The 25,703-nt window shown below is 63.8% G+C and carries 9 protein-coding genes; 5 read left to right on the forward strand and 4 right to left on the reverse strand.

Going from position 1 to position 25,703, the window contains the following annotated elements; genetic code table 11:
- Positions 1-10: 10 nt before the first annotated feature.
- Genes AC3I65_RS15590 through AC3I65_RS15600 form a run of 3 tightly spaced genes read left to right on the forward strand, consistent with a single transcriptional unit; the run spans position 11 to position 15,700 of the window.
- A complete protein-coding gene (locus AC3I65_RS15590) occupies positions 11-10,216 on the forward strand; it encodes a non-ribosomal peptide synthetase (RefSeq protein ID WP_488523973.1) in 10,206 nt (3,401 codons plus the stop codon).
- On the forward strand, positions 10,213-14,049 hold the full coding sequence (locus tag AC3I65_RS15595) for a non-ribosomal peptide synthetase (protein ID WP_488523974.1): 3,837 nt from the start codon (positions 10,213-10,215) through the stop codon (positions 14,047-14,049). The genes AC3I65_RS15590 and AC3I65_RS15595 overlap by 4 nt, the downstream gene beginning before the upstream one ends.
- 1 nt (position 14,050) lies before the next feature.
- Positions 14,051-15,700: a cyclic peptide export ABC transporter gene (locus tag AC3I65_RS15600; RefSeq protein ID WP_107322732.1), complete on the forward strand. Its 1,650-nt coding sequence runs from the start codon at positions 14,051-14,053 to the stop codon at positions 15,698-15,700.
- 178 nt (positions 15,701-15,878) lie between these two features.
- Here the strand turns inward: AC3I65_RS15600 and fhuF are convergent, their stop codons facing one another.
- Positions 15,879-16,562 (reverse strand): siderophore-iron reductase FhuF, encoded by a 684-nt coding sequence (gene fhuF, locus AC3I65_RS15605; RefSeq protein WP_080962943.1) that lies wholly within the window; start codon positions 16,560-16,562, stop codon positions 15,879-15,881.
- 199 nt (positions 16,563-16,761) lie between these two features.
- Between fhuF and AC3I65_RS15610 the strand changes: the two genes are divergently transcribed.
- A complete protein-coding gene (locus AC3I65_RS15610) occupies positions 16,762-18,465 on the forward strand; it encodes an ABC transporter ATP-binding protein/permease (protein WP_488523975.1) in 1,704 nt (567 codons plus the stop codon).
- Positions 18,466-18,476: 11 nt separating this feature from the next.
- Here AC3I65_RS15610 and fabF read toward each other — a convergent pair whose 3' ends face one another.
- The 3 genes from fabF to AC3I65_RS15625 are packed head-to-tail and all read right to left on the reverse strand — an operon-like array spanning position 18,477 to position 24,009.
- On the reverse strand, positions 18,477-19,766 hold the full coding sequence (gene fabF / locus AC3I65_RS15615; protein WP_076384122.1) for a beta-ketoacyl-ACP synthase II: 1,290 nt from the start codon (positions 19,764-19,766) through the stop codon (positions 18,477-18,479).
- A 56-nt stretch (positions 19,767-19,822) separates the two neighbouring features.
- Positions 19,823-22,903 (reverse strand): efflux RND transporter permease subunit, encoded by a 3,081-nt coding sequence (locus AC3I65_RS15620; protein ID WP_339488668.1) that lies wholly within the window; start codon positions 22,901-22,903, stop codon positions 19,823-19,825.
- Entirely contained in the window at positions 22,900-24,009 is a 1,110-nt protein-coding gene (locus tag AC3I65_RS15625) for an efflux RND transporter periplasmic adaptor subunit (RefSeq protein WP_445576686.1), read from the reverse strand. Before AC3I65_RS15625 ends, AC3I65_RS15620 begins: the two co-directional genes overlap by 4 nt.
- A gap of 222 nt (positions 24,010-24,231) precedes the next feature.
- Between AC3I65_RS15625 and AC3I65_RS15630 the strand changes: the two genes are divergently transcribed.
- The gene (locus AC3I65_RS15630; protein WP_488523976.1) at positions 24,232-25,692 is read left to right on the forward strand and encodes an efflux transporter outer membrane subunit; all 1,461 of its coding nucleotides are present in this window, start codon (positions 24,232-24,234) and stop codon (positions 25,690-25,692) included.
- Positions 25,693-25,703 lie beyond the last annotated feature (11 nt).

Genomic DNA, 25,703 nt, shown 5'->3' on the forward strand with positions numbered 1-25,703 from the left:
CCAAACAAGCATGAACAACATCGAAGACATCTACTCCCTTTCGCCGACCCAGCACGGCCTGTTGTTCCACAGCGTCTACGAACCGGATTCGCGGGTGTATTACCAGCAGTTGAGCCTGGACATGAACGGCCCGCTGCAATTGAGCGCTTTTCGTGGTGCCTGGCAGGCGCTGATGCAGCGTCACGCGGTGCTGCGCAGTGCTTTTCTCTGGGAAGAACTGGACGATGCCTATCAGGTGGTGCAACAGGACGTTGAGTTGCCCTTGACTGAACTGGACTGGCAGGACCGCGCCGAGCCGCAGGCCGCGCTCGAACAGTTGGCACTGGAACAGCGGGCACAACCCCTGGAACTCAATGATTCGCCGCTGATGCGCGTGTGCCTGGTGCGCCTGGCCCCCGAGCGCTGGCACCTGATCTGGACCTTCCATCACATCCTCATGGACGGCTGGAGCGTCGGCATCGCCGTGCAGGAATGGCTGGCGCTGTACTACGAACAAGCCCATGGCCGCCCCGCCCACTTGGCGCCGACCCGCCCTTATCGAGACTACATCGCCTGGCTGGCGGAACAGGACATGGCCGCCACCGAAAGCTTCTGGCGCGAACAGTTGCAGGACGTGAGCGAGCCGACCCCACTGCCCAGCTTCGCCGTACGCCAGCCAGCGCCTGCGGGGGCACCGTTCGCCGAACGGGAAAGCCTGCTGGCCGTCAGCGAAACCGAGCAACTGGCGCACTTCGCCCGTCAGCATGACCTGACCATCAACACGCTGATCCAGGGCGCCTGGGCACTGCTGCTGGGCCAACATGCCGGGCGTGACGACGTGGTCTATGGCGTCACCGTCGCCGGGCGTCCGGAGAACCTGGCGGCGGTAGACAGCACCGTCGGGCTGTTCATCAATACCTTGCCGCTGCGCGTGCAATGGGCCGACGAGCCGACCCTGGTGGACTGGCTGCAACACTTGCAGCAAGCCAACAGCGATCTGCGCCACCACGCCTACCTGCCACTGGGCAAACTCAAGTCGATGACCCGCATCGCCGCTGAACAGGCGCTGTTCGACTCGATCCTGGTGTTCGAGAACTTCCCGGTCACCGACGCACTTAACCAGGACACCGGTGGCTTGAGTTTCAGTGCCCCGAGCAGCGACCAGCAGGCCGATGGCATTACCCTCACCCAAGGCCGCAACCACTTCCCGTTGTCGCTGATCGTGGTGCCGGACAAACAACTGCACTACCTGATCAGCTACGACCGCAGTCGCTTCAGCGATGCCGAGGTCGCGGTGTTGTCGGCCCAATTGCGCGCGATCCTGTTGGCGATGACGGCGCACGCGCAGTGCCGGGTCAGCGAGCTTGAATGGCTGAGCCCTGAAGAACGCCAACAATTGCTCGTGCAGGGTCGCGGTGTGCAACTGCCGGTAGCCGCTACGTGCCTGCACCAGCGCTTCGAACAACAGGTGGCCGCCCACCCGCAACAGCTGGCGGTGCGCGACCGCCAGAGCGCCCTGACTTACCGTGAACTGGATCAGCAGGCCAACCGCCTCAGCCAGTATTTGCGTGCCCAGGGCATCGGCCACGACAGCGTGGTGGCACTGGCCCTGGAACGCAGCGCCGAGTTCGTGATCGCCCTGCTGGCCACCCTCAAGGCCGGCGCCGCCTATCTGCCGCTGGACCTCAAGCAGCCTGCCGGGCGCCTGGCCGACGTGCTGGTGGACAGCCGCGCCGCACTGCTGATCGGTGCCGCCGCTTCACCCCTGCTCAAAGACCTGGCCGAGCACACGCCGACGCTGTGGTTGGCGGAACAGACCGACGCCATCGCCTCCCAGCCAGACACGCCACCGGTCGTGGTCCACAGCCCGACCGATGCTGCCTACGTGATCTACACCTCGGGCTCCACCGGCACCCCCAAGGGCGTGGTGGTCGAGCACCAGTCCATCGTCGATTACCTGACGGCGGTGCACGCAGTGCTCAACCCGCCATCGGCGGCTCGCTACGGCTTGCTGTCCAGCATCGCCGCCGACCTGGGCCACACCCAACTGTTCGGCGCCCTGTGCAGCGGCGCCAGCTTGTTGCTGGTGGATGAAGACAGCGGTTTCAGCCCCCTGGCACTGGCCGAATTCTTCGACCAACACCCGGTGGATGTGCTGAAGATCACCCCAAGTCATCTGGCCGGCCTGTTGCAGGCGTTGCCCGATGCCCGCCTGCTGCCCCGCGCCCTGCTGGTCTTCGGCGGCGACGCCCTCAGCCCGGCGCTGCTGGAACAGGTCAACCGCCTGGCGCCAGGGCTCAGGGTGTTCAACCACTATGGGCCGAGCGAAGCGACAGTCGGGGCGATTGCCACCGAGTTGCCGGCGGGCCTGCGCAGCATCGCCCTCGGCCGGCCACTGCCGAACCGTCAACTGCAAGTGGTCGATGCCAACGGCCGCCTGGTGCCCACCGGGGTATCCGGCGAACTGCTGATCAACGGCGCCCTGGCCCGGGGTTACCTGCACCGCCCGGACCTGACCGCCGAACGCTTCCATCTCGACGCCGATCAGCAACGCTGGTATCGCACTGGCGACCGCGTGCGCTGGCAAGTGGACGGCCAACTGGCGTTCCTCGGTCGGGTCGACAGTCAGGTCAAGATCCGCGGCAACCGCCTGGAGCTGGGCGAAGTCGAAGCGCAGCTCAAGCGCCTGTCGCCGCTGATCGAACAGGCGCTGGTCCGTGCCGTGGAACTGGACGGCAGTTTGCGCCTGGTGGCCTACCTGGTCGCCAGCCAGTCGCTGTCCGCCACGAAACTGCGTAACGACCTGGGTGCGCGGGTGCCGGACTACATGGTGCCGGCGCACTTCATCACCCTCGACGAACTGCCTCTGACCCGCAACGGCAAGGTCGATGTCCAGCGCTTGCCGCTCCCGCAAAAACCCACGGACGACAGCGCCACCCATGTCGCACCGCGCAATGAAGTCGAAGCGCAGCTGGCCGCCATCTGGCAGGAAGTCCTGAAGCTGGAACGTGTCGGCGTGCACGACAACTTCTTCGCCCTGGGCGGCGATTCGATCATCAACTTGCAGATCATCGCCCGCGCCAACCAGCAAGGGCTGAAACTCACGCCCCGCCAGCTCTTCGAGAACCGCACCATCGCCGATATCGCCCGGGTGCTGGGCGCCGATGCCAGCCATGGCGTGGCACACGAGATTGCCGATGGCTATGACCTGCCGCTGGCCGCCGGGCAACTGGCGCGCCTGCAACAAGGGCCGTTGCACGCCACCTGGCGTTGCGTGGCGCTGAGCCAGACGCTCGATAGCGAGCTGCTGACCCAGGCCATCTGCGCCTTGCAGCAACACCACCAGGCCTTGCGCCTGGCGCTCAAGGCCCTGCCGGAGGGTCAGTGGCAGCAACGGGTACTGGTCGCGGCCAAGGCCCCGGTCATCGCCACCGAGAAACTGGAGACCTGCGCCCCGGCGCAACTGCAAGCCCTGGCCCAGGCCGGTGTCGACGCGCTGGCACTGGACGCCGGCCAAACCCTGCATGCCCGCCTGCTGGAGGTGGACGGCAAACACGCCGTGCTGCTGGCCGCTCATCCGCTGTGTCTGGACGAGGCATCCTGGTCGCTGCTGCTGACTGACCTCAACCTGGCCCTGGCGCAACTGCGCTATCAGCGGCCGGTGCGCCTGTCCTACACCGGTGGCGATTTCACTCAGTGGACGCGGCACCAGCAGGCCCATGCACAGGGCGATGCCCTGGACGACGCCTGGGAACACTGGCTGCAATACGCCGGCACGGAAACGCTGCAACTGCCGAACAGCCAGCAGCCGGCCAGCGTGGTCGAGCAGACCCTGCCGGCCGCCACCTCAGGTGAGCTCAAGCGTTTGGGCGAAGTGCTGCAACTGGACTGGAACAGCCTGTTGGCCGCTGCCGTGGTCGAACAGTGCCGTGAACTGTGCGGCAATGGCCTGGTTGCGCTGAGCGTGCACGATGCCCGTCCAAGCGCCGAGCGCCTGCCGGTAAATGCGCCGATTGCCGTGGCCGACCTCGACCCGGCACGCATCATGGGACCATTGGCCCTGGCTGTGCCGTACTTCCTCCAGCCCGAAGGCGACAGCCTGCTGCAACGCTTGCATGCCCTGACCGCGCAAATGCGCGCCTACCCGCAGCACGGCGTCGACTATGGCGCCCTGCGCTACCTGTCGGACAACACCTACCTGCAAGAACCGCTGCGTGATCTGCCGGCGGCATCGGTGGCCATTCGCTGGCTCGGCAACCTCGACAGCCATCGCGAAGAGCGTGGCATCCTGGCCCAGGTCGAAGCCGCAAGCCCTGCGACAGCTTCGACTTGCCCGCTGACCCTGGACGCCTGGTGGCAGGACGATTGCCTGCACCTGCGCAGCCACGGCGCCCTCGCCGCCGACTGGGCACCGCGCCTTGCACAACGCTTGAACGAACTCGCCGGATTGGCCAGCGCAGCCGACCTGCGCCCCGCCAGCCAGGCATTTGCGCTGTGCCACAAGCAAGCGGCGACCCTGGCATCCGAACCGCTGGACTGGTCGAACATCGAAGACGTCTACCCGCTGTCGTCCATGCAACAGGGCATGCTGTTGCACACCCTGTTGCAACCCCACAGCGGCATCTACCTGATGCAGCAACGCTATAGCTGGGACGGGGTACTGCAGCGCCCGGCGATGGAAGCGGCCTGGCAGTTGTTCCTTGAGCGCCACCCCATGATGCGCACCGCCTTCTGGTGGCAGGACGATCATGAGCCGCTGCAATGCGTATACCGCCAAACTCATCGGGCGTTCGACTGGCAGGACCTGCGCCACCTCGATGAAGAACAGCAGCGCCTGGCGATGGACCAGGCCCTCGAAGCACAGCGCCTGCAAGGTTTCGACATGGCCTGTGCGCCGCTGACCCACCTGCGGGTGTTCCAACTCGATGAGCGGCGCTTCGCCGTGGTGCGCAGTTTCCACCACATCCTGACGGACGCCTGGTGCTTCGGCCTGCTGATGGAAGACCTGCTGGCGATCTATCAGGCCATCGTGCGCCAGGAGCCGGTGGCCCGTCCACGCCTGCGCTCCTTCCGCGGCTACATGAGCTGGCTGGAACGCCATGACATGGCCGCCGCCCATGCGTTTTGGCAGGCCGAAATGGCCGGTTTCAGCGAACCGACGCCACTGCATGTGGACACCCCCGTGGCACGCCCGGAGCAGGCACCGGAACAGGTCGGCGACTTCGACCAGACCCTGAGCATCGCCCAGACCCAGCGGCTGCAGCAGCTGTGCCAGCAATACCAACTGACCCCCAACACCTGGATCCAGGGCGCCTGGGCGCTGTTGCTGTCGCGCTACAGCGGCAACCGCGATGTGCTGTTCGGCGTGACCGTCGCCGGCCGCCCGACTGACCTTGCCGGCGTAGAAGAAATGGTCGGGCTGTTCATCAACAGCCTGCCACTGCGCATCGATGTCGACCCCGAGGTGCCAGTGGCCGACTGGTTGCAGGCGCTGCTGTCCCACAACGCGCAATTGCGCGAACACGAAAGCGCTTCGCTGGTGGACATCCAGCGTTGCAGCCAAGTGCCGCGCGGCCAGCAGTTGTTCGACAGCCTGGTGGTGTTCGAGAACGCGCCGCTGGATATCAGCAGCGTGAAACTGGATGCCTTCAGCATCGACATCTATGAAGACCGGGTGCACACCAACTTCCCGATGACGGTGGTGCTGTACCCCGGCGACCGCCTGGGCATTCGCCTGTCCTACGACAGCATGCGTTTCAGCACTGACACCGTGCAGCGCATGCTCGGCCATCTGGTGCAGCTGCTTTCGGGCATGCTGGAGACGCCGCAAGCGCCACTGGGCAGCCTGCACATGCTGCCCGAGGCGGAACGCCGGCAGTTGCAGATCGACTGCAACCGCAGCGACGTCGACTTCCCGCTGGAGCGCGGCTATGCGGCGCTGTTCGCCGAACAAGTGCGCAACCGTCCACAACACCTCGCTGCCGTATGCCAGGGGCAATCGCTGACCTACGCCGAACTGGACCGCCGCGCCAACAGCATCGCCCATGCGCTGCAAGCGGCCGGTGCCGGCCCGGAAACCCTGGTGGCGCTGTTCGCTGAGCGAGGCCTGGCCTTGCTGACGATGATGATCGCCACGCTCAAGGTCGGCGCGGCGTTCCAGGCCCTGGACATCCAACAGCCCCATGCACGTCTGGCGGAGCTGCTGGACCTGGGCGAAGCACCGCTGTTGCTGGTCTGCGAGCACGCAAGCTCGACGCTGGACAACGTCCTGCCGCAGATGCGCCAGCAACCCACCTGCCTGATCGCCCAGGCGCTCTGGCAAGGCCGCGAACAGCCGCCGGTCACCTATGCGCACAACCCGGATCAACTTGCCTACGTGATCTTCACCTCGGGTTCCACTGGCACGCCAAAAGGCGTGATGGTTGAACAACGCGGGATGCTCAACAACATGTTCGGCAAGGTCCCGAGCCTGGGCCTGGGTGAGCACGACCGGATTGCCCAGACGGCTTCGGCGGCGTTCGATATCAGCGTGTGGCAGTTCCTCGCCGCGCCGCTGTTCGGCGCCACCGTGCACATCCTTCCCGATGCCCAGGCCCACGACCCTGTGGCTCTGCTCGATGCGGCTCAGGAACAGCAACTGACACTGCTGGAAACCGTGCCGGCGCTGATTCGCGGCATGCTCCAGGAAAGCCAGGCGCACCACACCTTGGCGAGCCTGCGCTGGCTCCTGCCCACCGGTGAGGCATTGCCGCCGGCCCTGGCGCGGGACTGGTTCGCCCGCTTCCCGGCGATCCCGTTGATGAACGCCTACGGTCCCGCCGAATGCTCGGACGACGTTGCCTTCTACCCCATCACCGAAGCGCCCGCCGACGACTGCCTGCACATGCCCATCGGCAAGCCGACCGCCAATAACCAGGTGTTCGTTCTCGACTCGGCGCTGCGCCTGGTCCCTGTCGGTGTACCCGGCGAATTGTGCATCGGTGGTGTCGGCGTCGGTCGCGGCTACCTGCGCGACCCGCAACGCACCCGCGAAGCCTTTGTTCCGCACCCGTTCCAGGCCGATGCGCGTCTGTATCGCAGCGGTGATATCGGCCGGATGCGCGCCGATGGCGTGATCGAATACCTCGGGCGGCGCGACCAGCAAGTAAAGATTCGTGGCCACCGCATCGAACTGGGCGAGATCGAAAACCGCCTGATGCAACACCCAGCGGTGGACAGCGCGGCGGTGCTGGCACTGCCCGACGCGCGCGGGGCGTTGCAACTGGTGGCCTGGTATGTGCTCGACGATACGGCCAACCTGGGCGGCGAGTCCGCGCAACAGGTCTTGAGCGCTTACCTGGGCCAGCAGCTGGCAAGCTACATGGTTCCAGCCCGTTGGCTGGCCCTTGCGCAATTGCCGCTGAACGCCAATGGCAAGGTCGACCGTCGCGCCCTCGCCGCCCTGGGTGTGCCCCAGGACGAAACGGCGCAGGCGCAATGCTTGGCACCGCGCACGCCGACCGAGCAGGTCCTGGCCGAGCTGTGGCAGGAAATTCTCGGCCTGGACACCGTCGGTGTGCACGACGACTTCTTCGCCATCGGCGGTCACTCGCTGCTGGCCACCCAGGTGTTGTCGAGGATTCGCCGACGGTTGAACGTGAACCTGCCGCTGCGCACGCTGTTCGAGCGTGGCACCCTGGAACAATTGGCCGAAGCGGTCGATCAGCAACGCGACGCCCAGACCGAGGCCGACGGCAACAGCGAGATTGCCCTGGCGCCACGCAACCAGCCATTGCCGCTGTCCTACAGCCAGCAACGGTTGTGGTTCCTGGATCGCTTCGAAGGCCCCAGCGCCGCCTACAACATGACCACCGCCATCAGGCTGCGTGGTGCGCTGGACGTCGCAGCGCTGCAAGCGGCGTTGCAGGCCGTGTTCGAACGCCATGAGTCCTTGCGCACGGCGTTCCATCTCCACGGCGACCAGCCTTGCCAGGTCATCAGCCCGGCACCGCGGGTTGACCTGACGCCGACCGAGCTGAGTCACCTCGACCACGAGGAACAAGCGCAAACCCTGCAACGCTTGATTGATGAACAGGCGGCACGCCCGTTCGATCTGCAACAGGCGCCGATGTTGCGCGCCAGTCTGCTGCGCCTGGGCGCCGTCGATCATGTGCTGCAATTGGTGCTGCATCATATCGCCACCGATGCGTGGTCCATGGGCATCCTCATGCAGGAGCTGATCGTCGGGTACCAGGCTCGTACCAGCGGTTCGACACCGGTGCTGCCGGTGTTGCCGATCCAGTTCGCCGACTATGCCTACTGGCAACGCAGCGAAACCCAACAGCGCCTGCTGGCACGGGCCATCGACTACTGGCGCCGCCAACTCGACGGCGCGCCAACGCTGATCCCGCTACCGCTTGACCAGCCACGCCCGGCGCGTCCCGACTATCAGGGGGCGGCCCTGGAACAACGCTTCACACCGGCCCAGGCCGAGGTGCTCAAGGCCTATGCTCAACAGCAGCGGGCGACGCTGTTCATGGTCCTGCTCAATGCCTTCAACAGCCTGTTGCAACGGGCCACCGGGACCAACGACTTTATCGTCGGCACCGACCTGGCCAACCGCGAACATCCGGCCCTGGAGCATCTCATCGGCTTCTTCGTCAACGTGCTGCCGATCCGTGCCCGCCTGAGCGAGGGCGAAAGCTTTGACGCCCGTCTGCAACGCTTGCGCGAGGATTGCCTGTCGGCGTTCCAGCACCAGCAGGTGCCGTTTGACAAACTGGTCGAGGAACTGCAACCGCCGCGTACACCAGGGGTCAATCCCCTGGTCCAGGTGCTGTTCGTCATGCAGAACACCCCCAGCGGCAATGCCAGCCTGCCGGACCTTGAGGTGGAACACCTGGTATCACGCCAGGAAAGCAGCAAGTTCGACCTCGCCGTATTTGTCGAAGAGGACGAAGATCAGGGCCTGAATGTGCGCTGGGTGTATCGCACCAGCGTGTTGCACGAGCCGACCATCCAGCGCCTCGAACAAGGCTTCGAGAGCCTGTTGGAGCAGATCGTCTCGGCCCCGGGACAAGCGCTGGACAATTGGTCGTGGCGCCTTGAGGGTGGCAACGCCAGCGCAGCGTCCCTGGCGGATTCGTCGCTCGACGAAGCCACGGCCCGCAGCGCGCGCAAGCAGTCCAAATTGAGCAAGCTCAAGCAGACCCGTGCAACCGCTGTGAGCCAGGTGGCCCATGAGCAGGTCCGTACCCGCACCCTCAGCGCCGGGCAAGCCTTGCCGTTGGTGATTGAGCCGTTGCTCGGCGACCTGGACCCGGTGCACTGGGCGCTGCAAGCGCGGGAATGGATCAATGCACAGCTGCTGACCCACGGCGGCCTGCTGTTCCGGGGTTTCAACCTGCCGGATGCCAGCGCTTTCGAACAGTTCGCCCAGGCCATCGAACCCGACCTCTACGGGACCTACGGTGACCTGCCGAAAAACAAGTCCGGCAAGAACATCTACCACTCCACGCCGTACCCGGAACAGCACATGATTCTCTTCCACAACGAGAGCTCCCATCTGCCGCAGTGGCCACGCAAGCAGTGGTTCTATTGCGAAACGCCGGCGCCGCGGGGCGGTTGCACGCCCATCGTCGATTGCCGGCAGGTGCTGGCGCGCTTGCCCGAGGACATCGTCGCTCGCTTCAAGGCCCTGGGGCTGCTGTACGTGCGGCACTTCACCGACAAGCTGGATGTGCGCTGGCAGGACTTCTTCAAGACCGAACAGCGCGAGGAAGTCGAGCGCCAATGCCTGGCGTCGGGCATGCGCTGGGAATGGCTGGGGGCCGACAACCTGCGGATCGCCCAGCACTGCCCGGCCATCGTCGAGCATCCCGAGACCTTGGAACTGTCGTTCTTCAACCAGGTGCAACTGCACCACACCGCCTGCCTGGAGCCGGAAGTGCGCAGCAACCTGATCAGCCTGTTCGGCCCCGGACATTTGCCACGTAACGTGTACTACGGCGATGGCAGCGTGATTGAAGACGCAGTGATGCAAGTGATCGGCGAGGCTTATGAAGACTGCGCGGTACGTTTCAGTTGGCAAAAGGGTGACATGGTGATGCTGGACAATATGTTGGTGGCCCACGCTCGGGATCCCTTCGAGGGTGAGCGCAAGATCTGTGTCGCCATGGGCCAGATGATGCGTCGCGAACAATTGACCGGTTGCCTGCCCGAAGCACAGCCGCCGCTGGCTGCGGAGGTGCAGGCATGAGCGCCTTTGAAACTCGCGAAGAAGCCTTCGCCCTCTCGCCCCAACAACGCAGCCAGTGGTTGGCGGGATTGCCAGCGGCGCGCCTGGAACTGGAAATAAAAGGCCCGTTGGCCCTGGAGCGTCTTCACCAACGACTCGCCGCCCTGAGCGTGTGTCACGAGGCCCTGCGCCTGCGAGTACGGCCAGAGCCAGGCTTGCTGATGCCCTTGCAAGTGGTTGAATCCACGGTCATGGCCACGGACGCCATCAGCGTCGAGGTGCAAGCGGTCGACGGCGATCGGCAGCGGGTCACGCTGCAACTGCCGGCGCTGAGCGCGGATCGCGGGACCTTGCTGCGCCTGGCGCAGGCATTGGGCTCGATAGAGGCGCCATCGGTGGATGACGAGGCGATGACATATACCCAGTACAGCGCCTGGCTCTACGAGTTGCAGGCCGATGAAGACGCCGAGCCTGGCCGGCGTTTCTGGGCCAGCCAGGCCTTGGACGAAGCGGCCGCCAGCGAGTTGCTCTACCGTGAGGTTCGCAGCGACCGCTCCGACGCCCCGGTGACCACTCGCTTGAGCGCCAACCCACAGTTGAGCATGGCCCTGGACAGCTTTTGCCAACGTCACGACGCATCGCCCGAACAAGTGCTGATGACGGCCTGGGGCGTGCTGTTGCAGCGCCTGAGCAGCGGCGACAGCCCGGCACTGACCTTGAACTGGGTCCACGATTGCCGCGACGACTATGAAGAACTCGCCGATTGCTGGGGATTGTTCGCCAAGCCCTTGCCCCTGCGCTGGCAAGCGGCGGCGGACAGCCAGTTTGCCCAGGCGCTGGCGAACCTGCAGGTGCTCTGCGAGCAAGCCACCGAATGGCAGGAATACTGCGGCGTCAGCGCTGCGCTGCCGGCCGACACTTTGCAGTACGGCTTCCAGTGGGGTGGGCAGTTGCCCGATCGGCTCGACACCTTGGGCAGCATGGCGTCGACGCTCACGGTGCTGGACGCACAGGCCATCCCCGCCGGTATGGAGCTGCTGTTGGTGGCCGAAACGACCGCTGGCGGCTATCGCCTGAACCTCTGCCACCTGCCGGGCCGCTACAGCGAACAGGCCGCCCTGGTCCTGCTGGAGCAATTCCAATCGCTGCTGCTCGATGCCCTCGCCAATCCAAGCAAGCCCCTGGCCGAACTGTCAGTGCAGGCGCCGAGTTTTACCGCAACGCTGACCGCCCTGCAGGCGCCATCCGACGCTACGGCACTGCCGTTTACCAGCGTGCCGGCGAGTTTCGATGAATGTGCCGCGCAGTTTCCCGAATATTTGGCCCTGCGCGACCCCAATGGGCAGTTGAGCTATGCCCAACTGCAGGCCCGCAGTAACCAACTGGCGCATTTCCTGCGCGCACAGGGCGTGGGTCGCGAAGATCGCGTGGCGCTGTACCTGGATCGCTCGGCACAGATGGTCCTGGCCATGCTCGCCGTGCTCAAGAGCGGCGCGGCGTTCGTTCCCCTGGATGTGCATCAACCAGCGCAACGCTCGCTGGCGATTATGCAACAAGCCCAGCCGACCTTCATACTCAGCGGCTCGGCCGGCAGCGCCCCTGCGTTGCCGGGCATCGGCAGCCTCGACCTGCGCGAGGAAGCGGCCTGGCAGCAAGCGCCAACGACTGCAACCAACGTCGAGATCCAAGGACAGGACGCGGCCTACGTGCTGTTCACTTCCGGCAGCACCGGTACACCCAAAGGCGTCATCGTCGAGCACCAACAGCTGGCCAGTTATGTCGCCAGCGTATCCCGGCGCTTGCAACTGGCCGCAGGCGAACGCAGTGCAGTGGTCACCTCACTGGCGGCCGACCTGGGCTACACGTTGCTGTTCCCGGCCCTGCTCAGCGGCGGCGAATTGCACCTGCTGGACAAGGAAACGGCCATGGACGCCCAGGCCTGGGCAGCCTGGCAGGCGCAGTACCCGATCGATCACCTGAAGATCGTGCCGTCGTTGCTCGACGCCTGGTTGATTCATGCCCAAAGCGCTGCCGTGTTGCCGCGCAAGCAATTGGTTCTCGGTGGCGAAAGCTGCTCGCGGCGCCTGCTGCAAAGCATTCGCAGCCTTGCTCCGGCGCTAACGGTCTTCAACCATTACGGCCCGACCGAAACCACCGTTGGGGTGGTGATGCACAAAGCCGATCCGAGCGTGGATTATCGTCGCCTGCCCCTCAGCGACCGCCTCGACGGCATGCGCCTGTACCTGCTCGACGAGCAGCAAGCGTTGGCCGCCCCTGGGCAAAGCGCCGAGCTGTATATCGCCGGCCCGCAACTGGCCCGCGGCTACCTGGACACGCAACAAAGCGCCGGACGTTTTATCGAGCTGGCACATCGGCCGGGCGAACGCCTCTATCGCACCGGCGACATGGCCCGCTATCGCCATGACGGCAGCCTGGAGATCACCGGGCGGGCCGACCGCCAGGTGAAAATTCGTGGGTTCCGCGTGGAACTCGACGAGATCCAGGCGCAGCTGACCAACCTTCCCGGTGTGGCCCAGGCCGCGGTGGAATGCATCCCTCGCGGCGAGCTCGGCCAGCAACTGTTCGCCTTCATGACCCTGGCGCCCGGGCATTCGACCACAGTCGCCAGGCTGCATGGCCAGGCCCAGGATTGCTTGCCGGACTACATGCTGCCCACCCTGCGGATCGTCGAAGCCTTGCCCCTGATGGGCAACGGCAAGCTCGACCGCAAGACCCTGCAGCAATGGGCTGACAAAGTCCTCGACACGGTCGGCAGTGCCTTGCCACGCACGCCGCTGGAAGCCTTGCTCGCCGAGGTCTGGGCACAGGTGCTGGGCCTGGAGCGAGTGGGCATCGACGACGATTTCTTCGAGCTGGGCGGCCATTCCCTGGCGGCGGTGACGCTTGCCAGTCGCCTGCAGACCGCGCTGTCGGCACCAGTGACGGTCAATGCGGTGTTCAACGCCCCGAGCGTCTCGGCATTTGCAGCATTGGTGCAGGCCGAGCTCAAACTCTCGCCACTGGTGCGGTTGTCGGCGCCAAACGCTGTCGAAGCCGCCAACCTGTTCTGCTTCCACCCCTCCACCGGCCACGTGCAGGATTACCGCACGTTGCTGGCGCCGCTGTCGGCCTGGCATCTGTGGGGCTTGCAGGCGGCGTACCTGAGCGACGACAGCACAACGCTGGGCGGCGATATCGAGAGCCTCGCCGCGCTCTATGTCGAGCACCTGCGCCAACAGCAACCCCAGGGGCCGTACCACCTGCTGGGCTTCTCCCTCGGTGGTCTGCTGGCGATTGCCGCGGCCGCGCGCCTGGAAAGCCAGGGCCAAGCAGTGGCGTTTCTCGGTATCATCGACTCGCAGTACCAGCATCAAGCGCCAGAAGACAGTGTCGAGGCGCTGCTGGAATCAGCCTCCCAAGCACTGACACCGGACAGCCAGAGCGTGTTGCGCCAGTTGCCGCCGCCGATCATGGCCGCATTGCTGGAGCAACTGGACGCCCTGCCCCCAGCGGCACGCCTGCCGGAGCTGGTGCAGTGGGCACGCCAGCAAGGCCTGCAACTCGATGGCGACAGTTGGGAGCATTTGCAAACGCGGCTGCGCTACCAGCAGCACACGCAGCATCTGCTGGCGACCTTCAAGCCTGTCCGGCTAAGCTGCCCGGTGCATGTCTGGTGGGCCAGCGACACCCTGGCCCAGGCCGACTTCGCCGACCCACATTGGGAAGACCTGAGCAGCGGGCCGTTGACCCGCGAGGTCATCACGGCGCAACACCTGACCATCCTTGAGCAGCGCGCCTTGCACGAACAATTGGCGGCGCATCTCACGGCCATTGCTACACACGGAGCGGTTTGAAATGGATCTGTTGTTACTCATGGCTAAACGCTCCTGGCGCGCACTGCTGGTGGCGACCCTGACGGGGTTGATCTGCGGCCTCGCGGCTGCCGGCCTGATCGCCAACATCAACCACAGCCTGGAGGTGTTCGACAAGCTGCGCCCGGTGGATGGCCTGCTCTTCGCTGGCCTGGTGGTGTTGGTCGCGGTGTCGCGGATCATCTCCGACATCAGCCTGTTGCGCCTGGGCCAGGCTGCGGTCAACGACATGCGCCTGCACCTGAGCGCCAAGCTGATCGACACGCCTTACGCGCAATTGCAGCGCCTGGGCAAGCATCGCCTGCTGGCGATGCTCACCGACGATACGCAGACCATCAGCCAGGCGGTGGAGTTGGTGCCGATCCTGCTGGTCAATGTCGGGATCATCGCCGCGTGCCTCGGCTACCTGGGTTGGCTCAGCATGCCATTGCTCGGCCTGACGCTGCTGCTGATCGTCCTGGGCAGCCTGAGCTTTCACTGGCCGCAACGTCGGGCGCTGACCTCGATCTCCCGTGCTCGCGAGCTCAAGGACCAGTTGTTCAATCAGTACCGCCTGCTCACCGATGGCAGCAAGGAACTGCAACTCAACCATCCGCGCCGGCAGCACTTCTTCACCCGCCTGCTGATACCGGTGAGCCAGCAATACCGCCGCGATTTTGTACGGGGCATGAGCATCTACGCCCTGGTCCTGAACTGGGGCAATGCGGTGTTCTACATGCTGATCGGTGTGGTGCTGTTCGCCGCGCCGCATTTCATCGACCTGAGCGCGAGCCTGGTCACCGGCTATATCCTGGCGATCCTCTACATGATCACGCCGTTGTCGGAGTTGATGCACGCCTTGCCGACCCTCGGTCGGGCCAGCGTGGCCCTGAACAAGATCCGCGCCCTGGAAGGCGAAATGCAAACCGCCGACGAAACCGTCGAGACGATCTCGCCGACCCAGGTTCGCAGCCTGGTGTGCCGCCAGGTCACCCACACTTACTACCGCGAGCGCGAGGACGGTCACTTCACCCTGGGCCCCATCAACCTCACCCTCAATGCCGGCGAAGTGGTGTTCATCACCGGCGGCAACGGCAGCGGCAAGACCACCCTGGCGCTGTTGCTGACAGGGCTGTACCGGCCGGAAAGCGGCGACGTCATGCTCGACGAACAAGTGTCCTCGAGCAATGACAATCACCATTACCGACAGCACTTCTCAGCGATCTTCACCGACTTCTGCCTGTTCGAAAACCTGTTCGATGGCGACGATCCGCACCTGGTGAAACAGGCACAGGACTACCTGGTGCACCTGCAGCTGGACCACAAGGTGCAAATCGAGGACGGCAAACTGACGACGCTGGCGTTGTCCACCGGGCAACGCAAGCGCCTGGCGCTGCTCAGTGCGTACCTGGATGATCGCCCCTGCTACCTGTTCGACGAATGGGCGGCCGACCAGGACCCGGTGTTCAAGCACTTCTTCTACACCCGGATCCTGCCGGACCTGCGCGAACGCGGCAAACTACTGATCGTCATCTCCCACGACGATGCCTACTTCGGCCTGGCCGACCGGCTGATCCGCATCGAACATGGCAAGCTCAGTGAAGTCGCTCCCCAGGCTGACGCCGTGCCCCTGGCGCAAATGCTGTCCACTTGAGAATGCGCCCACAACTCCAGGGCAACCCCCAACCCAAATGTGTGTGAGCTTGCTCGCGATGAAGTCGACTATTCAGCATTGATGCAAGCTGACCCGCCGCTATCGCGAGCAGGCTCGCTCCCACAAGGACTTGCTGTGCCAGAAACCAGTGGGGTAAGGATTGAACGCGCGCCCAACCCTACTCATAGATGTAATGCAAATAGCTCACCTGCTCCGCCAGCGGCAGGCGGTGCAGCTTGGGGCAGGATTCGCAGAGCACCGGCGGTTGGCCTTCGACCGGCTCGTGCAGTTGGTAATGCAGGCAACAATGCCGGCGCAATGGCAAGCACGGGCAAATCTGCGGCGCCGGTGATTCGACCATGCGTTGCAGGCCTCGCAGCTTCAAGCGTCCGTTGTTCACCGTGACCTGTTCCAGCCACTGGTGCGCCTCGGCAAAACCGTCTTTGGACAGGTCAGGGTCCATCCTGGCAAAGGCACCGTCCCAGATAGCAACGAAGTTGCCCCACAATATTTTCGGGGCTAGGCCACCGGCGGTGGCCAATGTGCTGAACAGCGGCGCCAGGTGCTCGTGGATCAACCGCGACCAGTACACCGCACGGCCGTCCGCGTCCAAGGCTGACAGTCCGGCGGCCAGGCCCAGCGCCGCAGGTTGGCCGTCGTCGTGCAACAGCAATGCGTCCTCGCCCCAGAACTCGATCGCGCAGCGACGCGTCAGCACACAGGCCAGGGTGGCCGGCAGGACGATACTCATGTAGTTCATCGACCACTGCGAAACCACGGCGGCGCGGTTCACCCCTGGGTAACGCAAGGCAAACCGGGCCAGCAAGGGTTGCAGTACGCCAGGGTCGGCAAGCTGGCTCAACGCGATGGCAGGCTGATCACCAGGTTCCTGCCGAATGACCCGCTGTATCGGCGGCCAGGCCTGGTTAAGCCATTCTGGAAATTCGATAACGGGGCTCCCGTGGCTTTCCCTAATTAATGCAAACGATTAGCATTGGCTGATCCTATCCTCCCTCCCCTGCAAACTCAACGTCGTTAGCGACCAGGCTCACCAAGACCACATGCACACACTCCGCAATTTCTGGCGTCTCGCGCGGCCTTTCTGGGCATCCGAGGAAAAGTACCCGGCCCTGTTGCTGCTGTTGGCCACCGTGCTGATGACCCTGTGCCTGGTCGGGGTCAACATCCTCACCAACTTCTGGAACCTGCATTTCTATAATGCCTTGCAGGCCCTGGACTACCACGGTTTCCTGATCGGCAGCCTGCAGTTCATCCTGCTGCAGATCGGCACGGCCGCCTTCACCGTGGGCGCGTTCCACTTCCAGCAGAAGCTGACCATCCGCTGGCGGCGCTGGGCGACCCGCAACATGCTTGATCAATGGCTGGACAGCCAGCGCTACCAGAAGCTGAAGCTGACAGAAACCGAGGTCGACAACCCCGATCAGCGGATCGCCGAAGACATCGACCTGTTCATCGTCAAGTCGCTCAAATTGAGCCTGGGCCTGTTGACTTCGGTGGTGTCGCTGTTTTCCTTCCTGCATATCCTCTGGCAGGCCTCAAGCCTGGTCAGCGTGCCGTTCAACGACCAGTCCATCATCATTCCGGGACTGCTGGTGTGGATCGCCCTGGTGTATGCGCTCCTGGGCACCGGCCTGGCCTTCTGGCTGGGACGCGCGCTGCCCAGCCTGAATTTCATGCAGCAGCGACGTGAAGCGGATTTTCGTTTCTCGCTCATCCGCCTGCGGGAGAACGCTGACTCGGTAGCGCAATACCGCGGCGAAGTCGTAGAGAACGAACGCTTCAACCACCGCCTGGAGGCGGCGCTGGAGAACTTCTGGGCGCTGGTGAAAAAACAGAAGCTGATCATGGGCTACTCGACCTTCTACTTGCGCAGCGCAACGGTCATCCCGATGTTCATCATGGCGCCACAGTTCTTTGCCGGCGCCTTTCCCCTCGGCCGCCTGACACAGATAAGCGCGGCCTTCGGCGAAGTGCACGCCGCCATCGCCTACCTGGTGAGCGTGTTCCCGGAGCTGTCGGAATGGAAGTCGGTGATCGACCGCTTGATCGGCTTCCAGGAGCGCCTGGATAACGTTGAAGTCAAGTCCCAGGTCAGGCTCGAACAACAGGCCGACGGTCTCGATATCAAGGACCTGGACATCTGGCTGCCGAACGGCCGGCCGTTGTTCAAAGACTTCAATCTGTCGCTCAAGCCCGGTGACAGCCTGATGATCCGCGCGCCGTCCGGCTACGGCAAATCGACGCTGATCCGCACGATTACCGGACTTTGGCATCACGCTCGCGGCTCAAGCTGTTATGACCGTGAGCGTGCCCTGACGCTTGCGCAGAAACCCTACCTGCCGTTGGGCAGTCTGCGTGAAGCGCTGTGGTACCCCAACCCACCCCGTCGCGAAGAAGATGCCGCGCTGCGCCAGGCCATGGAGCAAGTTGGCCTGCAGCACCTGAGCGATCTGTTGGAGCAAGAGCGGGACTGGGCGCAGACCCTCAGCGTCGGCGAACAGCAACGCTGTGCGTTCGTCAGGGCCTTGCTGGCCCGCCCGACGGTGCTGTTCCTCGACGAGAGCAGTTCGGCACTGGATTCAACCAACGAGGCGCGCTGCTATCAACTGCTCAAAGAGACGCTGCCGGAAACGATCCTGATCAGCGTCGGCCACAATGCTTCGCTTGAGCGCTTCCATTGGCAGGTCCTGGAGCTGCAAAGCGAAGCACGATGGGTGCATCGGAAGGTGACACAACCGGTGTGAGTTCGCCGTCTCTATTTTGCATCCCAACGACGAAACAGGACGCTGGCGTTAACTCCCCCGAACCCGAATCCATTCGAGAGCGCATGGGTGATCGGCATCTTCCGGGCATTGAGGGCGACCAGATCGAGCCCTTCTGCGGCTTCATCGGGATGAAGCAGGTTCAGCGTCGGCGGTACGACCTGATCACGCAGCGCGAGCACGGTGAAGATCGCTTCAATGCCCCCCGCCGCCCCCAAAAGATGCCCGGTAGCGGACTTGGTCGAGGTGATAGCCACGCCAGAGTCAGCCCCGAACACCGAGCGAATCGCTGCCAACTCCCCGTTATCGCCCACCTGTGTGGAGGTCGCGTGGGCATTGATATGCTGCACGTCCGCAGGGCTGACCCCCGCCTGGCGCAGAGCCTGCTGCATGGCGCGCCGTGCGCCGCTGCCGTCTTCCGGGCCTGCGGTCAGGTGATAGGCATCGGCGCTGGTGCCATAGCCGACCAGTTCGGCCAGGGGCTTGGCACCTCGAGCCAAGGCATGCTCCAGCGACTCGATCACCAGCAGCCCGGCCCCTTCGGCCATGACGAAACCGTCACGATCGCGATCAAAGGGACGCGAGGCCTCCTGAGGGTGCTCGGCAAAGCCCGTGGACAGTGCGCGGGCGGCGGCAAAACAGCCCAGGGTCACACGGTCTATCGCCGCTTCGGTACCGCCACATATAGCGATATCCGCCTCACCGCTTCTGATGAGCCTGGCCGCATCTCCAATGGCTTGCACCCCGGCGGCACAAGCCGTTACAGGCGCACCGAGAGGCCCCTTGAGCGCATGCCGGATAGAAACGTGCCCGGCCGCCATGTTGGCGAGAAAGGCCGGCGCGGTGAATGGCGACAAGCGGCGCGGCCCACGCGCATCGGTGGTGCGTACAGCGTCGGCAATTGCGCCAAAGCCACCGACGCCCGATGAAATGATCGTCGCGGTGCGTTCCTGGTCTGAGGCTTGCGTCGGATGCCAGCCTGCCTGCGCCAGGGCTTCATCGGCGGCGACCAGGGCAAACTCGATGAAACGGTCCATCTTCTTGCGATCCTTGACCGAGATGAAGCGCTCGGGGTCATACCCCGCAACGGCATCCTCTTGCAGAGACGGCACCTGGCCGCCCACCGCAACGCCGGTACCCTCGGTGATATCGCCAGACAGGTTACGAATACCGGAACGTCCCGCCAGCAACCTCAGCCAGACTTCTTCCACTGCACAACCCAGGGGGCTGACAATGCCCATGCCTGTGACGACGATTCGCTTTTGACCTTCGGCAGTCATCATAAAAACCTCTTCATTTCTCAGTCGACATCCACTGACAACAGCATGCGTCTGCTGACTTACGCCAGCCTCGCTGTTTCAGTTTGGACCTGTTTGTCAGGATGGATCTTGAACCAGATGGAATACATAGCCGGCAGAAACACCAGCGTCATGATGGTGCCGACGAAGGTCCCTCCGATCAGCGTGTAGGCCAGCGTCCCCCAGAAGACAGAATGCGTCAGGGGGATGAATGCCAGGATGGCCGCCAGCGCCGTGAGCAGCACCGGCCGGGCCCGTTGCACGGTGGCCTCGATCACCGCGTGGAACGGGTCCAGCCCTTCTTGCGCGTTGTGGTGGATTTGCCCAATCAAAATCAGCGTATTGCGCATCAAAATGCCCGAGAGCGCGATCAGCCCGACCAGGGCGTTGATTCCAAACGGCTGCTGGAAGATCAGCAAGGTCGGCACCACGCCAATCAATCCCAGCGGCGCGGTGAAGAACACCATGACCATCGCCGAGATCGAGCGTACCTGGAGGATGATGATCAGCAGCGTCAGGGCAACCATGATCGGCAGCAGCGGCACGATCGCCTGGCCGGCCTTGCCCGACTCCTCGATGGCCCCCGCCTGCTCGATCCGGTACCCGTCAGGAAGGGTGTCCATGATCGGCTGCAGTTGTTTGAGGATTGCGCTCGAGACGTCCGGTGGCTGCAAGCCTTCGGCAATGTCGCCGCGCACGGTAATGGTCGGCGTGCGATCACGCCGCCGCAGGATTGGGTCCTCCATGCGCACATCCACCTCGCCGACCTGGGACAGCGGAATACGCTGTCCCGCCGTGCCCACCAGGGTAAAACCTTCGATCTTGGCGGGATCGAGTCGAATATCGCCCGCAGCGCGACCAACCACTTGCACCGAACGGATGTCCTCGCGAACCGCCGTAATCGGCACCCCCGTGAGCAGGAACTGCAACTGCTGGGCGACGGCATTCGAGGTCAGGCCCACCGCCTGCAAACGATCTTGATCCAGGCTGAAATGCAGCGTCGGCGTCAGTGGCCCCCAGTCGGTATTGACGGTCCGCATCATCGGGCTCGCTTGCATGACGTCCTGTACCCGACCGGCGATCTCGCGCAACGTTGACGGATCGGGGCCCATGACCCGGTAAGCCACGGGGAATGGCGAATACGGACCAAACACCAGTTGAGTCACCCGCACCCGCGCCTGCGGGGCAAGCCCTTCGGCGACCGCTTCGCGAAGACGGAACTTGAGGGTTTCACGGGCCTCCTGGCTGCTCGTCAGCACCACAATCTTGGCGAAGGACGGGTCAGGAAGCTCCGGCGCCATCGCCAGGTAGAAGCGTGGCGCACCTTGACCGATATAGGCGGTGACGATTTTCGCCTCATCCTGCTTTTGCAACCAGGCCTCGACCTTGGCCGTGGCGGCGCTGGTCTGCTCGATGGAGGTTCCATAGGGCATCTGCACCTCGACCAATACCTCGGGACGGTCTGAGGTCGGGAAGAATTGCTTCTTGACCAGGCTCATGCCGAGAATCGCCACGACAAATGTCGCGACCACGGTGCCGGCCACCCACCATTTGCGCGCGATGACGCGGGTCAGGAGCTGGCGAAAGCGATTGTAATGACGCGTGTTGTAGATAGCCGCGTGACCGCCCTCGACCGGCTTGATATCCGGCAATAGCTTCACCCCAAGATAAGGGGTAAAAGCCACCGCGACGACCCAGGAGGCGATCAGGGCGATGCCGACGATCCAGAACATGTTGCTGGTGTATTCGCCGGCGGTCGATTGCGCAAAGCCGTTGGGCATGAAGCCAATCGCCGTCACCAGGGTACCGGACAGCATCGGCGCGGCGGTGTGGCTCCAGGCATACGCGGACGCTTTGATCCGGTCGTAGCCCTCCTCCATCTTTACCACCATCATTTCGATCGCGATGATCGCGTCGTCCACCAACAGCCCAAGCGCCAGGATCAGCGAACCCAGGGTAATCCGGTCGAAGTTCTTTCCGGTGGCCGCCATCACCACAAACACTATCGCCAGCGTCAACGGTACGGCGGCTGCGACCACAACGCCTACACGCCAGCCCATGCTGAGAAAGCAAACGAGCATGACAACCAGCAGCGCGACAAAAAACTTGACCATGAACTCACCGACGGCCGAGTCGATGTTCACGGCTTGATCGGTGACCTTGGTCAGCGTCATGCCCAGTGGCATGCCTTCATTGATCTTGGTCGTCTCGGCGTCCAGAGCCTTGCCCAGGTCCAGGCCGTTCCAGCCCTCGCGCATTATTATCCCCAGCAGCAGCGCCTCTTCGCCGTTATTGCGAACCAGGAAGGTGGCCGGATCTTCATATCCGCGCTCGACTGTCGCGACGTCCGAGAGTTTCAGCGTGCGCCCCTGGATCGCAAGCGGTGTATCGCGAATTTTCGCCAATTTATCGAAGGCACCGTCCACCCGCAGGACGACTTGCGGCCCTTTGGTTTCGATCGAGCCAGCAGGCGTGAGCAGATTCTGGCTGTTCAGCGCGGCGAAGATATCCTGGGGCGAGACGCCCAAGGTCGCCAGTCGATCATGGGAGAACGACACAAAGATTCGCTCGGGCTGCTCACCGATGATGTTGACCTTCTTCACGCCCGCCACATGCAACAGGCGCTGGCGCAACGCTTCGGCATCTCGCACCAGCAGGCGCTGCGGTTCGCCTTTGGCCTTCAGGGCGAACAGCGCGAAGGTAACGTCCGAATACTCGTCATTGACCATCGGCCCAATGACGCCCGCCGGCAGCCGAGTGGCCTCATCGTCGAGTTTCTTGCGCGCCTGATAGAACTCCTCCTGCACTTGCGAGGGTGGCGTGCGATCGACCAGCGAGACCATGGTGAAAGCCAGACCTGGACGGGTGTAGGTTTCCGTGCGGTCGTACCACTTCAGTTCTTGCAGGCGCTTTTCCAGCGGCTCGGCGACTTGGTCCTGCATCTCCTGGGCAGTCGCGCCCGGCCATGCAGTGATGACGGTCAACTGCTTGACCGTAAACGGCGGGTCCTCGGCACGCCCCAACTGGAAGAACGCCAAGGTACCCGCGACGGCAATCAGAAAGATCAGGAACACGGTAATGGAGCGCTCGCGAACGGCGAGTGCCGATAAATTGAGACTCATTGACGGCCCCCGGCAACCTTCACGTCACCCTGTGGGCTCAGTCGCACTTCCTCGCCATCGCGCAGTAGATGCGCGCCCAGCGCGACAATGCGCTCGCCAACCTTGAGCTCACCTGCAACTCGGGCAGCGTCGTCACTCAAGCCCAGGACCTGAACAGGCCGCCAGCTGACTTTCGCCGGTTCGCCGGCAATGACCCACACACCGGTTCCCTTGCCCGGGTCATAGAGGGCAGCGATCGGAACTTGCAGGACCGGCCCTTGCGCGGCGTCTTCGGCGATCCGAAGGGTGACGGTCGAACCCAGCGGCGCATTGGCCAGCCCGCCCGCCAAGACATACCGCGCCTCAAAGGTGCGCGTCACACGGTCAGCCGAATCCGACAGCAACCTCAGCTTGGCAGTGACAGCGGCCGAAGTGTTGCCGTAAAGCGTCGCCTGCGCGGTGGACCCTGCGGCCGGACGCAAGGTTTCTGGCAATTGCACGATGGCTTCGCGCTGACCGGCCCGTGCCAGTCGAACCACCGGCTGCCCAGGGCTGACCACCTGCCCGGGTTCGGCGAGCGTCTCCATGACCACGCCATCGGCGTCTGCCAGCAGTACGGCATAGCCCGACGCATTCCGGGCCACGTCAGCCTGAGCTTGCGCGGCGCTGAGTTGTGCTTTCGCGGTATCGGCTGCGGCTTTGATCTGATCGTAGCCCGATGCGGAAATGGCGCCCGCGGCCACCAGCTCACGATAACGAGCCTCGTCATCTGCGGTCTGTTTGGCTCGGGCTTTGGCGGCAGTGACCGCTTCTTGCTGCGCTCGTGCTTGCAAGCCTAAGTCGATGGGATCCAGACGCATGAGCGGCTGACCACGCTTGACGGTCTGCCCGGTATCGACCAGACGCTCAAGCACCTTGCCCGACACTCGGAAACCCAAGTCACTCTGGACGCGAGCCGCCACGACTCCGGTGAATGAACGCCAGAGGCCGGACGAATCCTGAACTTCAGAGACCCTCACCAAAGGAGCGAGCGTGCGCGGATCTTGGACGGTGGAAGAGTCGCCACACGCCGTCAGGACGAGAGGCAACAAGCAAGCGGCAAGGGTGACAGGTCGAAGCCGGCGCATAGATTCCCTACTTGAAGAATAGAAACAGGTGCCACATTCTCTGGCGTGTGACCAATACTGTCAATGGTCACAACTATTGCGGCCAGAGACTAAATTACAATTCTCTCAACACTTATTGCGACTCTAGCCACCAGCGAGCGCACCCACCCATGAGGAGTTCATTGACAGAGAGTGACCAATATATAATATGGTCACACATCAATCTCCACTTCAGGAATCTCCATGTCGCCACTCCACCCCGCTGCTCTGATACTGAGTGCCAGCTTGATGGCAGGCTGCGCCGTTGGTCCGGACTATCACCGTCCGGACACTGCGCTATCGGACCGTTTCCTCGGTCAGCCCTCTGTCGAACAGCGGCACGCGACGATGCCGGCCAGTCTCGTAGCTTGGTGGGAAGGCTTTGATGACCCAGCGCTGACCGAATTCGTCGCCAAGGCACTTGAGCAGAACCTGGACCTGGCGCAGGCCTCGGCGCGCGTCGCGCAGGCGCGGGCCGGCCTGGGTGCGGCCGATGCTGCTTTGCTGCCCTCGGGCAATATCAGCGGGCAAGCCGCGCGCGCCTATCAGTCAGTCGAAACCCCACTCGGCCAGGTGCTGAATTCAACGCCTGGCTATGATCGGTATGGAAACGCTTACGAACTCAACCTCGGGGCCAGCTGGGAGGTCGATTTGTTTGGCAGCCTGCGCCGGTCACGCGAGGCCGCCCTGGTCGAATACCAGGCGTCCGCAGCGGGCGCCACGGCCACCCGCCTGGCCGTCGCTGCGCAGACCGCCGACATCTACATCACTGTCCGCGGATTGCAGACCCGTTTGGGCATTGCGAACCAACAGGTCAAAACGCAGCAGGAACTGCTGGAGAAGGTCCAACTGCTCTACAGCAAGGGCCTCGCCGCCAGCTATCAGGTTCGCCAGACCGAGGGCGCCTTGGCACAGGTCCAAGCGACAGTGCCGGTCCTGCAAATTGGCCTGGATGCTGCGATGAACGCACTGGACATCATGCTTGGCACGCCGCCCGGCACGCATCGCACACAACTGGCCAATGCGCGGAGCATTCCTCTGGCACCCCAGATAACCGCCATGGGAACGCCCGCCGATCTGCTGCGCCGCCGGCCCGATCTCATCGTGGCCGAGCGCCGTCTAGCGGCCTCCAATGCACGCATCGCAGAGGCCGTTGCTGAGTACTATCCAAAATTCTCCCTCAGCGCGCTGCTCGGTAGCGCCACCGCCGTATCCGCCGGCAACCTTTTTACCGGCGGCGCCAGCCAGTCGGCGGGTGTATTGGGACTGCGCTGGAGGCTCTTCGACTTTGGCCGTATCAACGCACAGATCGATCAAGCCAAGGGGCAGGAAGCCGAGGCCCTGGCCGCTTATCGCCAGTCCGCGCTGCGTGCCAGCGAGGATGTCGAGAACGCGTTCTCCTCGTTGGTCAATCGCGAAGCCCAGGCAACCACCCTCACCGCAGCAGAGACAGCTCTGACTCAGGCTCGTCAATCCTCGTTCATTGCCTATGAGAAAGGCACCGCCAGCCTCATCGACGTCCTGCAAGCCGACGAAACACTGCTGCGAGCTTCCGATGCCCGAGCGCAAGCGCGAACCGAATCGGCACGAGCGGCGGTCGCCGCGTTCAGGGCACTGGGTGGTGGCTGGCAGCCTTCTCACGCCGAGCCTGTGGCAAGTCGATGACGTAACCAGGT

Source organism: Pseudomonas sp. N-1-13, from assembly GCF_057787095.1.